The following is a 15004-nucleotide window of genomic DNA, read 5'->3' on the forward strand; positions in this document are numbered from 1 at the left end:
ACCTCCTTAAGAGGTTTGATTGAGAGCGTAGCGAAGACTCCGGGTCGGCAACAACCGAATAATCGGGGCAAAAAATAAGCCCGCGTTTCCCGAGATCGAAACGAGAAACGCGGGCTCACTTTGCGAAATTTCAGGCCGACTAGCCCGTGAGAGCAGCCTTCACCAGACCGCTGGCCTTGCCGAAATCCATCTGGCCGGCATACTTCGCCTTCAACGCGGCAATCACCTTGCCCATGTCCTTCATGCCGGCGGCGCCGGTTTCCGAGATGACGGTGCCGATCGCGGCCTTCACTTCGTCTTCGGACATCTGCTTGGGCAGATAGGCCGTAATCACCGCGATCTCTGCGCGCTCCTGATCAGCGAGCTCGGCGCGGCCACCCTTGTCGTAAAGTTCAACCGACTCCTGCCGCTGCTTGATCATCTTCTGCAGCACGCCGAGGATGTCCTCGTCGCTCAGCGGTGGCTTGCCCTGTCCACGGGCCTCGATATCCGCATTCTTCAACGTCGAATTGACCATGCGCAGGGTGGAGAGCTTGCGCTCATCCTTGGCCTTCATCGCCTCTTTGACGGCGTTATTGATGTCATCGCGCAGCATCGGCGTCTCCTTCGCGGTCGTGCAATGTGTATGGAATGTCCTGTGATGTAAGGTGTTTCGCCGCTCTGCACAACCTTTGAGAGGTTCAGGAGCGGCGCTCCGGATGGTGGTTACATTTTTAGCCAGTCGAGCATCGCGGCCGTCACGGCCTCGGGTTTCTCCAGCTGGGGAAGGTGGCCGCAGTCCGGAATCACCACCAGCTTCGCGCCGGGAATGCCCTCCGCAAGTTCGGTCGAGAATGCATTCGGTACGGTGTTGTCGGTATCGCTGGTCAGGATCAGCGTCGGGCATTTAATTGAGGGGAGGAGCGGGCGCGAATCCGAGCGGCCCGTGATCGCCTCTAACTGGCCTATGAAGGCTTCAGGGCCGACGTCGTCACCCATGTCGCGGGCGATCTTTTGCAGGTTGGTGTCCTTCAGCCGTGAAGGATGCACGAAGTTTGCGAACAGCTTGTCGAGTACGGCGTGATAGCCGCCCGCTTTGGTCTCCGCGATCCAGCCACGGCGGCGCTCAGTGGCTTCCGGCGTGTCAGGGCGTGCGGATGTGCTGAGAAGCGCCAGCCGCTTCACGCGCTCCGGCGCCTGCCGTGTGATTTCCAGACAAATGAATCCGCCCATGGAATGCCCGGCGATCGCGAATTCATCGGGGGCCTCATCGAGAATGCGCTTCGCGATGCCGGCCATGGTGTTGTCGCGGATATGGTTGGCAAGGATGACCGGACCGTTTTGCCACAGCGCGGGGATCTGAGGCGCATAGATCCGCGGCGAACAGGTGAGGCCGGGGACGAGAATGATGGGAAGCGATTTCGACATGAGGCGTTCCTGCAATGGCGTCTGACGGAGCGTGACACAATCCGTCGCTCAGCTTAACCGGAACAGAGGTTACATAGCGAGCCAGTTCAGCAGCGCGACTGTCAGGGCTTCTGGTTTCTCGAGCGGAGGCAGATGTCCGCACTCTGGAATGACCACGAGTTTCGCGCCAGGGATGGCCTCCGCCATTGCGAACGACGCCTGGTTCGGGACCGAACGATCAGAGTCGCTGGTTAGCACCAGCGTTGGACATGAGATCGATGCGAGCAGAGGGCGGGCGTCACCCCGTGTCATGATCGCTTCCACTTGCCGCACGAATGCTTCCGGGCCGACCTCATCGCCCATATCGAGAATCAACTGCTTCAGCGCCGCATCATTTGCCAACCTTGGATGCACCGCATCGGCGAACATGCGCTCGAGCACGGCGCGATAGCCGCCTTGTTGGACCTCAGTGATCCGACGGCGTCGGTGCTCCGCCCCTTCAGGAGGATCGGGCCGCGAGTAAGTGTTCAGCAGCGCCAGCCGTGCGATCCGCTCCGGCGCCTGGCGCCAGATTTCGAGGCAGACATAGCCGCCCATGGAATGACCGGCGAGTGCGAAACGAGGCGGCGCTCCGTCAAGGATGCGCTTTGCTATTCCCTCCATCGTGTTGTCGCGCAGCGGACTGGCAACAGACACCGGGCCGTGCCGCCGCAGAGCGGGAAGCTGCGCGGCAAAAACCCGTGGCGAACAGGCAAGACCGGGGACAAGAACGATGGGAAGCGAGTCAGACATTCCGGATGAAATCCATCTCATCGCGGACAGAGAAACCGATCGCTGTGCCTGTCATGGATGCTTCATAATGGGTGCGTTGAGGGACATCCGATGATCCTACACGGGCATCAGCTTTTTCGCATGGAGAGCCTCTTCGATCTCGCGCAAAAGACGCGCGAGGCGTTCGGCCCATTCGTGCTGTCCGGCCTGGTCGATGATCAGGTCCTGCCGGATTTCGATGCCGGTGTGCATCAGGCCGCGTTTCTCGCCATGCACTGGAATTGTGTAGTCGGTGGTATCGCTCACCGCATAAGGCTCGTTGTCGCCGACCACGAGGTCGCCCTCGGCGCGAAGCTTGTCCCGCAGCATGTGCGGCAGGCGGGCATCGTAGTGATAAAGCGTGCCGATGTGCCAGGGCCGGGCAATTCCGGCATAGACCGGCGTGAAAGAGTGCAGCGATACTAAAATTGTGGGAAGCCCACACGCCTTGCGTGCATCGAGCGCCTCCGCGATGCGTGCGTGGTAGGGCGCGAAGATCGACTGCTGTCGTGCTGTGATCTCTTCGCGTGTCAAACCGCTATTGCCGGGAATTTCAGTGGCTTCGCTGATTAGCGGCACTGAGCCCGAGCTCTTGAACGGGCGGTTACAATCGATCACCATGCGGGAATATCGCTGTGCGATCAAATGCACGCCGAGCTCTTTGGCCAGCAGGGTGGCGACACCGGCGATGCCGATGTCCCAGGCGATGTGCCGCTCCCGCTCGCTTTCCGCCACGCCGAGATCGCCCAGCGCACGGGGAATTAGCCGACCATAGTGATCGCATGTGAAGAAAAAGGGCGATTGGCTGTCGACATTTTCCTCAAGCACCGGCGGAACTTCGTCGGCGGCCAGAAGTAGGGAAATGTCACTTATATTTTGCTGAAGCATCGGACGTGGATTGCCTGACGTTGTGGCGGTTGGAGCCTAAGATTTGGTCGGAAGGTACCCCCGCTTTGGGTGTACGCTTTAGGGTAGCGAGTGTCACGATGCCTTTGCTGACGATCCACCACAAGACTGCGTATCACTACGCCTGTCCCGTAGGATTCGGTGAGCATCGCATCATGCTGCGTCCGCGCGACGGACATGATCTGCGGGTTCTGTCGGAGGAGCTAGCGATATCACCAAAGCCATCATCATTGCGGAGAATTCATGATGCGTTCGGCAACAGTGTGGCTATCGCTGATTTTAACACGCGAGCCGATCGCTTGGTGTTCGAAAGCACCGTCACTGTCGAGCACTACCCGCTGGACGAAGTCGCTCTGACTGCCGGCGACGACGCCTACCACTATCCCTTCGCCTATGATCCGGAAGAATTGCCGGATCTCATGCCGTCGATCACCCCGCAGTACAACGATCCGGACGACGCTCTGGCGGACTGGGCGCGAACCTTTCTGAGCGCTGACAAGCGAACCCAGACAAGGGATCTGCTGGTTGGGATGACCCACGGCGTGCGCGAACAATTCGCCTATCGCAAGCGTCACGAACACGGCACCCAGCATCCGCTCGATACGCTCAGCACCCGTTCGGGCACCTGTCGCGACTTTGCACTGCTGATGATCGAGGCACTGCGCCGGCTCGGCATCGCAGCTCGATTTGTGAGCGGCTACATTTTCGTGCCGGGCGAGCGTGAGCACGGGTATGTGGGAGATGGTTCAACGCATGCGTGGGTTCGCGCCTATCTGCCAAGTGCAGGCTGGGTGGAGTTCGATCCCACCAACGGCATTGTTGGCAATCGCGATCTTATCCGCGTGGCCGTCGCGCGCGATCCGCATCAGGCAATTCCTATTCATGGCACCTATTTCGGAAATGCCGACGCCCACCTCGGGATGGATATCACCATCCATGTTGCGTCGGTGGCGGAAAACCAGAAAGCCGCAGAATGCTTATCAGGGTAGGCTTCGAGATTGCCTATGAAGCAACGGCGGCAACGCCGATGGTGATGATGCTACGGATTCATCCGTCGCGCGCTAGAGACATCGCCGGCAAAGAGATGATCATCACCGAACCGGACGTCCGCATCCGCTACTATCACGACTCATTTGGCAACATTTGCGGACGTCTTACTGCGCCGCCTGGCGGTGTCACTTTCAAGCTCGATGCATTGGTTCGGGACAGCGGACTAACCGACGCCATCGTGCCGGAGGCGCAGCAGATGCCGGTCGAGCAATTGCCCGATGAGGTGTTGCTATATTTGATGCCGAGCCGCTATTGCGAAACCGACCGGTTGACTGACATTGCGTGGTCCTTGTTCAAGGACACGAAGCCAAGTTGGGAGCGCGTACAGGCGATCAACGATTTCGTGAATGGTCACGTCAAATTCGGTTACGAACACGCACGGCCAACGAAGTCGGCCTTTGATGTGTATAGCGAAAAGCAAGGAGTTTGCCGAGATTTCGCGCATCTGGCGGTGACGCTATGCCGGTGCATGAACATTCCGGCCCGTTATGTCACGGGCTATCTCGGTGACATTGGAGTTCCTCCGGATCCAGCACCAATGGATTTTTCGGGCTGGTACGAAGTGTATCTGTCCGGCAAATGGTACACCTTTGATGCGCGTCACAATGAGCCACGCGTCGGGCGTATTCTGATGGCGACGGGGCGCGATGCCGCCGACGTTGCGTTATCGACCACGTTTGGTCGTATGACTCTGAAAACGTTCTCTGTTGTCACTGACGAAGTCGTCGAAGCACTCTGATGCGGCTCGAGATTGGTAGGCAGGGCAATCCCGGCACCGCCGTAAAAGAGAACTGACACCAAAATTCTTGGCAACCCACACGCCTTGCGTGCATCAAGCGCCTGCACGATGCGCGTTTAGTCGGGTGCGACGATCGACTGCTGCCGCGCTGTGATCTACCGGGATATCAAACCGCTGTTGCTGGGGCATTTCAGTGCCGGAGCGTCGCTGGCTGACTGGCACTACGCAATTTGAGGTTGATCGATTCGCACATCGGTCCAGTGTATGGCTGGCATCACGATGCCTTTGCAGGTGATTCACCACAAGGCCGAGTATCGCTGTGATCTTCCCTCGGTTGCGGGCGGATACAGGTTGCCGGGTCGTCGTGATGCGACGAGAACTACAGTCCATATAGGGCCACCACGAATGTTGGAGCGTTTGTTTGTCTACGGCACGCTGAAGCGTGAATCGTCTCTCCCGCTGGCGCAGGAATTGAACCGGAGCGCCACGTTTGAAGGTGAGGCCCGCTTCAATGGAAAGCTTTATTTGGTATCGCACTATCCCGCCGCCGTACCATCCGACAGGCCTGAGGAGTGGGTTCATGGTGAACTTTTCGTAGTTCGCGATCCCGGTTTTCTTGTGACGCTGGACCAGTACGAAGAGTGTGGTCCGGAGGATGTCCAGCCGACTGAATTTCGTCGGTTGGCTCAGACCGTCGTGAATAGCCGCGGCGAAAGCGTTGAGGCGTGGATGTACGTCTACAACCGTCCGGTCGCTGATCTTCGGCGCATCGCCTCTGGACAATTTGGCTCGGGCACCAGTGCTGGATAACTCAGGTAGCTGACTCATCCAGGCTTCCCGCGCGAGCCACGGAATTCCGTCACGAACAGCGCAAACGCCACGACGGCAAATCCAAACCCGATGGCGCTGAAAGTGGCGTCGCCGCCGCGGGTCACAGCAAAACCGCTGAGTGCTGATCCGACCGCGCCGCCAAGAAAGAAGATGGCGAGGTAGAGCGCATTGAGCCGGCTGCGGATGTCGGCCGGCAGCGCGTAGATGGCTTTTTGGCCGACTACGAGGTTGGCCTGGGTGCCTGCATCGAGCGTAATTCCGGCGATGATAAACATCACCAGCGATCCAGAGCTGCCGAGCCACGTCAGGATGAAGGTGACGGCGAGCAGACCGATGGAGATCCCCGTGACAGCCTGTCCGTGACCTTTATCTGCGAGACGTCCGGCGAGCGGCGCGACGAATGCGCCGATCACACCGCTCAGCATCACCGCGGACAACGCGACATTGCCTAATGAAAATGGCGGTGCTTCCAGCAGCAGCGGCACGGCGGTCCAGAACATTGTGAAGGCGCCGAAGAAGAACGCCTGGTACACCGCGCGCCGTTGTAGGACCGGCGTGGTCAACAGCAGGTGCCATAGCGATGCGATCAGGGCACCATAGGACAGGCTGTGTTTGGGATGTCGCCGTGGCAGCGCGAGCGCCATAATCAAGAGCGCTGCGCACATCACGACGCCGGACAGGCCATACATTGCGCGCCAGCCGAATTGCCCGCCGAACAAGGTTGATAGCGGACGCGCCAGCAGGATCCCCAACAAGAGACCGCTCACCACGGTGCCGATGACCTGTCCGCGTCTGTGCTCGGGGGTGAGGTGCGCGGCGATCGGCACGATCATCTGCGTGGCTGTCGAGGTCAAACCGAGCAACAGCGACGCCGCGATGAAGACCCAGACGTTGTTGGCGGTCGCCGCCGCGATCAGGCTGACGATCACGCCCGCGAGCGTGAGCAGGATCAGACGCTTGTTCTCGATCAGATCGCCCAGCGGAACGATGAAGAACAATCCGGCGACATAGCCAAGCTGCAGGATGGTGATGATCAGTCCGGCTGCCGAGACGTCGACGCCGAAGGAATTACCGATCTGCCCGATCAGCGGCTGCGCGTAATAAAGATTTGCCACCGTCGCGCCGCCCGCCATGGCGAGCGACAAAATAAGCCAGGGGCGAGGTCCTCCGGTGGAGGAGCCCGTTTGCGAAGAAGACGACATTTGAATCTCTGGGGAGGCGTCGCCGATAAGGCCGCCAATGGAGGCGCCTCTATAACCGATGCGCTGCGATAGATTAATGACGATATGGTGAGCAGCGGGATCGGTTGTACGAGTGGAAGTTCGCAGCAGCCACGCTGGACTGCATGGCTGCTGCCGTATTTTTAGGCTGTTGGCGAAATCATGCGGCTTTCGTTGCAGCCGTGAGAGCCGCGGTGTCCTTCACCACAATGGCGAAACGATCCGAGAGTTCGGTCAGCGCGACGCGTTGAACAACACTTGCGGGAATCGTGCCGCCGAGTGGATCGGGCAAATCACGCGTTGCGGTGGCATTGGCGACGATCGTGGTGCGATACTTCAAATCAAGCGCGGCACGCGCGGTGGCGCTCACGCACATGTGGGTCATGAAGCCCGCAAGGATCAACTCGGTGCGTCCGGTGCTCTTCACCAAGGCGTCCAGATCGGTGCCCGCGAATGCGTTGGGCAGATTCTTGCGCACCACAACTTCCTCGGCTGCAGGCGTCAGCTCACGTACGATCGCTGCATTCGGTCCAGTTTCGTCGAACAACGGGCGTCCGGCCGGCGCGTGCTGAACGACGTGGAACACCGGCACGCCGCTTTTGCGGGCCAGCGTCAAGAGCTTCTCGGCCTCAAGGACCGCGTTGTCGACGCCATCGAGCGGCAGATTGCCCTTGGTGTATTCCAGTTGCGCGTCGATGATCACGAGCGCGGATTTATCGAGCGCGCTCGGGTGGAGCGGCGCGCCGGCGATCTGGAGCAGCGTTTTCGGAGCTGAGGTCATTTTGTTGCTTTCGTTGGATAACTCGGAATAGCGCCGGACAATAGGACCTGTGTGAAGCGGGGACAATCCGGCACAATCCGGTGCGGCTTGGGCCAATCGCCGCGTGATCCTATATTCATGATCGGTTACAGAGGCCTCCTGATTTATGCGCTTTACGCCTGAATTTCTCGACGAACTGCGTGCCCGGCTTCCGGTTTCGGAAGTGGTGGGCCGGCGCGTGAAATTGAAGCGAGCGGGCAAGGAATGGAAGGGCCTCTCGCCATTCCACCGAGAGAAGACGCCGTCCTTCACGGTCAATGACCAGAAGGGATTTTATCACGACTTTTCCAGCGGCCGGCATGGCGACATCATCCGCTTCGTGATGGAGACCGAGGGCGTCACGTTCCCTGAAGCGGTCGAACGGCTTGCACAGATGGCGGGCATGGCGCTGCCGGCAGTGACGCCGGATGCCGCGCGTCATGAGCAGCGCCGCAAGACGCTCTACGACGTGATGGATCTGGCGGCGAAGTTCTTCGCCGAGAGGCTGGCTTCGCGCAACGGCGCCAAGGCTCGGGGCTATCTCGGCGACCGCTCGATTCAGCCCGCGACGCAATTGCAGTTTCGTATGGGGTACGCACCGGGACCAGAGAAGTTTGCGTTGAAGGAGCATCTCGGCGGCCTCGGCATTCCGGTCGCGGACATGGTTGAAGCGGGACTGCTGATCGGCGGCGATGACATCCCGGTGCCGTACGATCGTTTCCGCGATCGCGTGATGTTTCCCATCACCGACGCACGCGGGCGCATCATCGCCTTCGGCGGACGCGCGCTCGAAAAGGACGTCCCGGCGAAATACCTGAACTCGCCGGAGACGCCGCTCTTTCACAAAGGCGACAATCTCTACAACCTCTTCACCGCGCGACAGGCTGCGCATGACGGCGCGCCGCTCATCGTGGTGGAAGGTTATGTCGACGTCATCGCCATGGTCACTGTCGGCTTCAATGCAACGGTCGCGCCGTTGGGCACTGCGCTGACCGAGAACCAGCTCGCGCTGCTCTGGAAGATGGCGGATGAGCCGATCCTATGTTTCGACGGCGATGGTGCCGGACAGCGGGCGGCGTATCGCGCTGCGGATTTGGCGTTGCCGCATCTGAAGCCCGGAAAGAGTCTTCGCTTTGCGCTGTTGCCCGAGGGACAGGACCCGGACGACCTCGCGCGTTCAGGTGGCCGCGGGGCGATCGAAGAGGTGATCAACCTGGCGAAGCCGTTGGCGGAGGTGGTGTGGTCGCGCGAGATCGAAGGCGGCAGCTACGCCACGCCGGAGCGCCGGGCTGCACTGGAAGCCCGCATCAACGAACTCACCAACGGCATCCGCGACGAAGTCGTGCGGCGCTATTATCGGCAGGATTTCCAGCAGCGCCTGCAGCGCGCTTTTGCCCCTGAAGCCGGGGGCGGCCAGCGCGCCGGTTTTCGCGGTTCCTATCCCTCCAGGGGCGAATCAGCCCAGCGTTTTGCGCCGCGGGCACCCTTTTCCACAGGCGGAGCCGGCCGGACGGGCGGACTATCCACAGGCGGGCGGGCCCTGGGGCGTGGCCCTTATCAGGTCGCCAGCCCCCAGCTGGCGACGAGTTCCATCATGCGCGGCCAGCGCAGCGCGATCTCCCGGCGTGAGGCGCTGATCCTGCAATCGCTGCTTAATCACCCCTGGCTGCTGCACGATCATCTGGAGGAAGTGGCCGCTCTGGAATTGGCGCATCCGGAGGCGCACAAGCTGCGTGCCGTAATTATCGCGGCCTTCTCAAATTATTCGCACACGGATGATCCAGCGGAGGAGAGTGCCCGGTTGCGGGCCAATCTTGAGAAAAGCGGATATTCCGAGCAAATTCAAAAGGTTGAACGGGCCATTACGACTAAGAACGTCTGGGGGGCGCGTGCCGGCGCCGCGGTGGAAGACGTTCTTCCCACTTGGCATCAACTTGTTGCCTTGCATCGGCAATGGCACTCCTTACTTAGGGAGCTCAAGGATGCCGAACTGGCTCTTGGGCAAGACAGCAGCGAAGCAAATTATGGCTGGCTGCGCGATGTGAAAGCCCGGCTCGCCGAAGTGGACGGCCTTGAGGCGTTGATTGAGGGGTTTGGCGAATCCTCGGGACGGTTCCAGCGCAGCGTGTAACTTGATATGATGCAAGGCACTCGCCAAGGCCTTAAAAAGACTCGCCAAACCGGTTTTTTAGCCGCAAAAACAGGGTTAATCGAGGCTTAACGGCCTTGGGCTAAAAGCTGGGACACAAGTCAAGTCCGGCCGGGTGGTGCCCTCACAAGCGCCGCCCTTTCCGCACGGATTGCGGACCAACAATTCTATGTCTACGCGGGCGGCAAGCCCACGTCGTGAGCGCGTTTCAGGAGCTAGTGAATGGCCACCAAGGCAAAGACGGCAGTGATCAAGGATACCACTAAAGATCAGAAAGCCGCCGATACCCCGGAGAAGGATGCCGCGGACGCCCCGTCGCCGTTGCTCGATCTCTCCGATGCCGCGGTCAAGAAGATGATCAAGCAGGCCAAGAAGCGTGGCTTCGTGACCTTCGATCAGCTCAATGAAGTGCTGCCCTCCGATCAGACCTCGCCGGAGCAGATCGAGGACATCATGGCGATGCTCTCCGACATGGGCATCAACGTGTCCGAGTCCGACGACGACGCCGAGGATGAAGATAGCAAGGACGATGCCGACGACGAGACGGATAACGAGCTCGTCGAGGTCACGTCGAAGGCCGTCACTGAAACCAAGAAGTCCGAGCCTGGTGAACGCACCGACGATCCCGTGCGCATGTATCTGCGCGAGATGGGCACCGTCGAGCTGCTGTCGCGCGAGGGCGAAATCGCCATCGCCAAGCGCATCGAGGCCGGCCGCGAGGCCATGATCTCGGGCCTTTGCGAAAGCCCGCTGACGTTCCAGGCGATCATCATCTGGCGCGATGAATTGAACGAAGGAAAGATCTTCCTGCGTGACATCATCGATCTCGAAGCGACGTATGCCGGTCCTGAAGGCAAGAACGGCGCCGCAATGATCGCCGGCCCTGTGAATGCAGACGGCCAGCAGACCGCCGCTGTCGTCAATGGTGACGGCTCCGTGGAAGTCTTGGCGCCGCAAGCCGCACCCGCGCACATCGCGCCGCCGGCGGCGCCTCCGTCGCCGACGCCGTTCCGCGCGGCTCCGGCAGCCGAGCCGAAGGATCCGGGTGAAGCTGCTGCCGAAGCGGACATGGACGAGGACGACGAGTTCGAGAACCAGATGTCGCTTGCGGCAATCGAGGCCGAACTGAAGCCGAAGGTTGTCGAGACCTTCGACAAGATCGCGGACTCGTACAAGAAGCTGCGCCGCCTGCAGGAACAGGACATCCAGAACCAGCTTCAGAGCGAGTCGCTCTCGCCGTCGCAGGAGCGCAAGTACAAGAAGCTGAAGGACGAGATCATCGTCGAGGTGAAGTCGCTGCGCCTCAACCAAGCGCGTATCGATTCGCTCGTCGAGCAGCTCTACGACATCAACAAGAGGCTGGTGTCCTACGAAAGCCGTCTGTTCCGCCTCGGCGACAGCCATGGCGTTGGCCGCGAGGACTTCCTGCGCAACTATCAGGGCTCGGAGCTTGATCCGCGCTGGCTCAACCGCGTCTCGAAGCTTGCCGCCAAAGGTTGGAAGAATTTCGTTGCGGTGGAGAAGGACCGCATCAAGGAGCTTCGCCACGAGATCCAACAGCTTGCTGCGTTGACCGGCCTCGAGATCGGCGAATTCCGCAAGATCGTGCTCGGCGTGCAGAAGGGCGAGCGCGAAGCCCGTCAGGCGAAGAAGGAAATGGTCGAGGCCAACCTGCGCCTCGTGATTTCCATCGCCAAGAAGTACACCAACCGCGGCCTGCAGTTCCTCGACCTCATTCAGGAAGGCAACATCGGCCTGATGAAGGCGGTCGATAAGTTCGAATACCGCCGCGGTTACAAGTTCTCGACCTACGCCACGTGGTGGATCCGTCAGGCGATCACCCGTTCGATCGCCGACCAGGCCCGCACCATCCGTATTCCGGTGCACATGATCGAGACGATCAACAAGATCGTCCGCACCTCGCGCCAGATGCTGAACGAGATCGGCCGTGAACCGACGCCGGAAGAGCTCGCCGAGAAGCTCGGCATGCCGCTGGAGAAGGTGCGCAAGGTTCTGAAGATCGCCAAGGAGCCGCTCTCGCTCGAAACCCCGGTGGGCGACGAGGAAGACTCACACCTTGGCGATTTCATCGAGGACAAGAACGCGATCCTGCCGATCGATGCGGCGATCCAGTCGAACCTGCGCGAAACCACCACGCGCGTGCTCGCCTCGCTCACCCCGCGTGAAGAGCGCGTGCTGCGCATGCGCTTCGGCATCGGCATGAACACCGACCACACGCTGGAAGAAGTCGGCCAGCAGTTCTCGGTGACACGCGAACGTATTCGCCAGATCGAGGCGAAGGCGCTGCGCAAGCTCAAGCATCCGTCCCGTAGCCGCAAGCTGCGCAGCTTCCTGGATAACTGAGCTTTACAGTTCATCATCGAAACAAAACGGCGGGCCCAAAGCCCGCCGTTTTTTATTTGCTTACCGTCTTGCGCGGTCCAACGGCGCGACCGTACGCGCGATTTGATTACTCACTCTCTACAAACGCCTTGAACGCTTCCGCGTAATCCGGATGCCAGCGTGAGAGGGCCGGGCGGTTCTCGACGATGTCGCCCATCGCCCATGTCACGCGTTTCTCGTCCAGCTTGCGCGGCACGTCGTTGTCCGGGCAAAGAATGTAGAAGTCGTTGGCAGCAAGCCGTTCGATCATGAAATCGACGGTCTGCTCTGACGTCCACGCACCGGCAGGTTTCTCAGTTCGGCCGCGTGCGGTGAGGCCGGTGAAGACGAAGCCCGGAATCAAGAGATGCGCGCTCACCTGGCACTCGGGCGTATTGCGCAGTTCGTGCTGCAGCGCCTCGGTGAAGGCCTTCACGCCGGCCTTGGCGACGTTATAGGCGGGATCGCCCGGCGGCGTGGTGATGCCCTGTTTGGAGCCGGTGTTGATGATCAGCCCGGGCCGCTTGCGCGCGATCATGCCGGGCGCAAACACCTGTGAGCCATTGATGATGCCCCACAGGTTGACGCCGAGTACGCGCTCCCAGTTCTCGCGTGGGCCAAACATCTGGCTGCCGGGCTGGATGCCCGCATTGTTCATCAGCACATCCGTGCCGCCAAAGCGCTCGCGCACCGCGGCTTCCAGCTGTTCGATCTGTTCGCGGTGGCTGACGTCAGCCTCCATGGTCATCACATCGGAGGCGCCACCCGATGCTGAAGCTGCAACGACCGTCGCGGCTTCGGCGAGCCGCGCCTTGCCGAGGTCGGCGATACAGACTTTTAATCCAAGCTCTGCGAACCGCACGGCTGTAGCCAGGCCGATGCCGGATGCACCGCCCGTGATGACGGCGACGGCTTCCGGAACGAGGGCGGGATGCGACATGATGAATCTCCGGGCAACGTTATTTCCAAAGTAAGGTCCGTGCCCAAGGGAGGCGTGAACACGGTGCTTGCCTGCTGATACCGCCCAAATGCATCAGGTTTTTGATGCCGAACATGGCGCGCATTCGAAGATCAATGACCAACGGCAATGGTGTCCCTGTAGCGCAGTTGAGTGAGCTTGAGGGATCAAACAAACTTGAAAGGAAGTCGCTCGGTCTCGGCTTATTTCAGCAATTCTTCCGGTGGACGCGTCGGATCGTAGTCGCGCGGCACATTGTTTTGCATCGTACGAAGCATCGACCAGCATAATCCACCACCGGCGACCGTGGCGATGAGAAGCTTGAATTCTCCGGTGACCACCAGCATCACGAGCGGCCCGACGAAGCAGATCAATCCGAGCAGCAAGACACCCACCATCACCACCCGATGGCGCCCGCCCATGTATCCGGCGGTAAAACGGATCGAGTTCACGCCCGACGCAACGAGCCGTGCGTGCAGGTCGTGCATGAATGCACGATAGACCGGAGTTTGCTGTTCGGTGACAACGCCATAGGCATTCGCATCGGTGATGGTGAGCAGGTGGCCGTCGGCAAACCGGATCAGGCACTGGTTGATTTCACCGCCGGATTGCAGATGGACGGACGCGATACTCTTGAAAGGAGCGCTGTCGCTCTGGCCATCGAAGGTCCACGCGATCCGCTCGTCGGTCAGTGTCACGCCATGGTTGTCATTGCGGACATAAAAGCCGGCCTTTCCAGCCCTCAAATACACATCATGACGGGTTTCAGAAGCGGCGGTGGGGGCATTCATGAGACAAGCCTAACAACGGGACTTCACATTCGCCAGATCAAGGTTCAGCCGCCAGCGTCCGTCATTGTTCGGACGCATGGGCCATGTCATCATTGTCGAGTCATTGTCAAACGGGGTTCATCATGATCGCGCGCCTATTCGCGACCGCTCTTGTCTCAATTTCTGTCTTTGCCGCCACTCCCACCTTTGCCGCCCAATGTGGCGGAGATTTTCAGACCTTCGTTGGAAACATGTCGCGTGAAGCGCAGGCGGCGGGCATTTCGCAGGGCGTGCTCTCGGAGGCTCTGGGCGGGGTGACGCAGGATGGTGCGGTGCTGGCGTTCGACCGGCGTCAGCGCGGCACCTTCAACAAGACCTTCGAACAGTATGTCTCGACACGTGTCGGCCCCGGGCGGATCAATACAGGCAAGGCGATGCTGCTGCGTAATGGCTCGTTGCTGTCGCGTATCGAGCAGCAATATGGAGTGCCGGCGGAGATCCTGGTGGCGATCTGGGGACTGGAGAGTGATTTCGGCAAGGGCGACATGGGCAAGCTGCCGGTTTTCCGCGTGCTGGCGACCATGGCGCATGACTGCCGCCGCACCGATCTGTTTCAAGGCGAGCTGCTGGCCGCGCTGAAAATTGTGCAGCGGGGCGACCTGACGGTGCGCGATATGATCGGCGCTTATGCAGGCGAGATCGGCCAGACGCAGTTCTTGCCGTCGTCCTACATCAAGTATGGCGTCGATTTCGACGGCAATGGCCATATCGATCTGCGTCACAGCGTGCCGGATGTGCTCGCCTCCACTGCCAATTTGCTGAAGACCAATGGCTGGAAAACCGGGGGCGACTATCACGAAGGGTCGGCCAATTTCGACGCGATGCGGGAATGGAATCGCGCGGAGATCTATCGCAAGACCATTGCCTATTTTGCCGACCAACTGGCGGGGAAGTAAGAGAGCGTTGCACCCATAGCAGTGCTTCACGCGCAAAGAGGGATTTTG

At 60.2% G+C, this 15004-nt stretch carries 14 protein-coding genes; 6 read left to right on the forward strand and 8 right to left on the reverse strand.

Features of this window, described 5'->3' with window-relative positions; translation table 11 throughout:
• Positions 1-139: 139 nt before the first annotated feature.
• From ACZ5C3_RS04390 to ACZ5C3_RS04405, 4 genes are all read right to left on the reverse strand, one after another.
• Positions 140-595: a GatB/YqeY domain-containing protein gene (locus tag ACZ5C3_RS04390; RefSeq protein ID WP_464035554.1), complete on the reverse strand. Its 456-nt coding sequence runs from the start codon at positions 593-595 to the stop codon at positions 140-142.
• A gap of 110 nt (positions 596-705) precedes the next feature.
• Entirely contained in the window at positions 706-1407 is a 702-nt protein-coding gene (locus ACZ5C3_RS04395) for an alpha/beta fold hydrolase (RefSeq protein WP_464044553.1), read from the reverse strand.
• A 69-nt stretch (positions 1408-1476) separates the two neighbouring features.
• The gene (locus ACZ5C3_RS04400) at positions 1477-2178 is read right to left on the reverse strand and encodes an alpha/beta fold hydrolase (RefSeq protein ID WP_464035558.1); all 702 of its coding nucleotides are present in this window, start codon (positions 2176-2178) and stop codon (positions 1477-1479) included.
• 96 nt (positions 2179-2274) lie between these two features.
• Positions 2275-3084, reverse strand: coding sequence for an N-formylglutamate amidohydrolase (locus ACZ5C3_RS04405; protein ID WP_464035559.1), 810 nt, complete (start codon positions 3082-3084; stop codon positions 2275-2277).
• 98 nt (positions 3085-3182) lie between these two features.
• Between ACZ5C3_RS04405 and ACZ5C3_RS04410 the strand changes: the two genes are divergently transcribed.
• From ACZ5C3_RS04410 to ACZ5C3_RS04420, 3 genes are all read left to right on the forward strand, one after another.
• Positions 3183-4091 carry a transglutaminase family protein gene (locus ACZ5C3_RS04410; protein ID WP_464035561.1) on the forward strand — a complete coding sequence of 303 codons (909 nt, stop codon included), beginning with the start codon at positions 3183-3185 and terminating at the stop codon, positions 4089-4091.
• Positions 4076-4891, forward strand: a complete 816-nt coding sequence (locus tag ACZ5C3_RS04415) for a transglutaminase-like domain-containing protein (protein ID WP_464035562.1) — start codon at positions 4076-4078, stop codon at positions 4889-4891. The genes ACZ5C3_RS04410 and ACZ5C3_RS04415 overlap by 16 nt, the downstream gene beginning before the upstream one ends.
• A gap of 405 nt (positions 4892-5296) precedes the next feature.
• Complete coding sequence (locus ACZ5C3_RS04420) at positions 5297-5701, forward strand: gamma-glutamylcyclotransferase family protein (RefSeq protein WP_464035564.1); 405 nt, start codon at positions 5297-5299, stop codon at positions 5699-5701.
• Between the two features lie 14 nt (positions 5702-5715).
• On the opposite strand, the gene ACZ5C3_RS04425 is transcribed toward ACZ5C3_RS04420, so the two are convergent.
• Together ACZ5C3_RS04425 and ACZ5C3_RS04430 are read right to left on the reverse strand one after the other, a co-directional pair.
• Complete coding sequence (locus tag ACZ5C3_RS04425; RefSeq protein WP_464035566.1) at positions 5716-6924, reverse strand: MFS transporter; 1209 nt, start codon at positions 6922-6924, stop codon at positions 5716-5718.
• Between the two features lie 178 nt (positions 6925-7102).
• Positions 7103-7723: a cysteine hydrolase family protein gene (locus tag ACZ5C3_RS04430; RefSeq protein WP_464035568.1), complete on the reverse strand. Its 621-nt coding sequence runs from the start codon at positions 7721-7723 to the stop codon at positions 7103-7105.
• Between the two features lie 145 nt (positions 7724-7868).
• Between ACZ5C3_RS04430 and dnaG the strand changes: the two genes are divergently transcribed.
• Both dnaG and rpoD read left to right on the forward strand, forming a co-directional pair.
• A complete protein-coding gene (dnaG, locus tag ACZ5C3_RS04435) occupies positions 7869-9872 on the forward strand; it encodes a DNA primase (protein WP_464044554.1) in 2004 nt (667 codons plus the stop codon).
• A gap of 240 nt (positions 9873-10112) precedes the next feature.
• Entirely contained in the window at positions 10113-12254 is a 2142-nt protein-coding gene (gene rpoD, locus ACZ5C3_RS04440; protein WP_464035570.1) for an RNA polymerase sigma factor RpoD, read from the forward strand.
• Between the two features lie 106 nt (positions 12255-12360).
• On the opposite strand, the gene ACZ5C3_RS04445 is transcribed toward rpoD, so the two are convergent.
• Together ACZ5C3_RS04445 and ACZ5C3_RS04450 are read right to left on the reverse strand one after the other, a co-directional pair.
• Complete coding sequence (locus ACZ5C3_RS04445) at positions 12361-13212, reverse strand: SDR family NAD(P)-dependent oxidoreductase (RefSeq protein WP_464035572.1); 852 nt, start codon at positions 13210-13212, stop codon at positions 12361-12363.
• 221 nt (positions 13213-13433) lie between these two features.
• Entirely contained in the window at positions 13434-14021 is a 588-nt protein-coding gene (locus ACZ5C3_RS04450) for a hypothetical protein (protein ID WP_464035574.1), read from the reverse strand.
• Between the two features lie 122 nt (positions 14022-14143).
• Here ACZ5C3_RS04450 and ACZ5C3_RS04455 point away from each other — a divergent pair, with 122 nt between their 5' ends.
• Entirely contained in the window at positions 14144-14956 is an 813-nt protein-coding gene (locus ACZ5C3_RS04455) for a lytic murein transglycosylase (protein ID WP_464035575.1), read from the forward strand.
• The last annotated feature ends 48 nt before the right edge of the window (positions 14957-15004 follow it).

It is taken from the genome of Afipia dichlorophenoxyacetatis, from assembly GCF_055386385.1.

Coding starts and splice junctions, on each gene's coding strand:
- ACZ5C3_RS04415 (WP_464035562.1), top strand. CDS start 4,076: ATGCTTATCAGGGTAGGCTTCGAGATTGCCTATGAAGCAACGGCGGCA.
- ACZ5C3_RS04395 (WP_464044553.1), bottom strand. CDS start 1,407: ATGTCGAAATCGCTTCCCATCATTCTCGTCCCCGGCCTCACCTGTTCG.
- ACZ5C3_RS04405 (WP_464035559.1), bottom strand. CDS start 3,084: ATGCTTCAGCAAAATATAAGTGACATTTCCCTACTTCTGGCCGCCGAC.
- ACZ5C3_RS04420 (WP_464035564.1), top strand. CDS start 5,297: ATGTTGGAGCGTTTGTTTGTCTACGGCACGCTGAAGCGTGAATCGTCT.
- ACZ5C3_RS04400 (WP_464035558.1), bottom strand. CDS start 2,178: ATGTCTGACTCGCTTCCCATCGTTCTTGTCCCCGGTCTTGCCTGTTCG.
- ACZ5C3_RS04455 (WP_464035575.1), top strand. CDS start 14,144: ATGATCGCGCGCCTATTCGCGACCGCTCTTGTCTCAATTTCTGTCTTT.
- ACZ5C3_RS04425 (WP_464035566.1), bottom strand. CDS start 6,924: ATGTCGTCTTCTTCGCAAACGGGCTCCTCCACCGGAGGACCTCGCCCC.
- ACZ5C3_RS04450 (WP_464035574.1), bottom strand. CDS start 14,021: ATGAATGCCCCCACCGCCGCTTCTGAAACCCGTCATGATGTGTATTTG.
- ACZ5C3_RS04430 (WP_464035568.1), bottom strand. CDS start 7,723: ATGACCTCAGCTCCGAAAACGCTGCTCCAGATCGCCGGCGCGCCGCTC.
- ACZ5C3_RS04390 (WP_464035554.1), bottom strand. CDS start 595: ATGCTGCGCGATGACATCAATAACGCCGTCAAAGAGGCGATGAAGGCC.
- rpoD (WP_464035570.1), top strand. CDS start 10,113: ATGGCCACCAAGGCAAAGACGGCAGTGATCAAGGATACCACTAAAGAT.
- dnaG (WP_464044554.1), top strand. CDS start 7,869: ATGCGCTTTACGCCTGAATTTCTCGACGAACTGCGTGCCCGGCTTCCG.
- ACZ5C3_RS04410 (WP_464035561.1), top strand. CDS start 3,183: ATGCCTTTGCTGACGATCCACCACAAGACTGCGTATCACTACGCCTGT.
- ACZ5C3_RS04445 (WP_464035572.1), bottom strand. CDS start 13,212: ATGTCGCATCCCGCCCTCGTTCCGGAAGCCGTCGCCGTCATCACGGGC.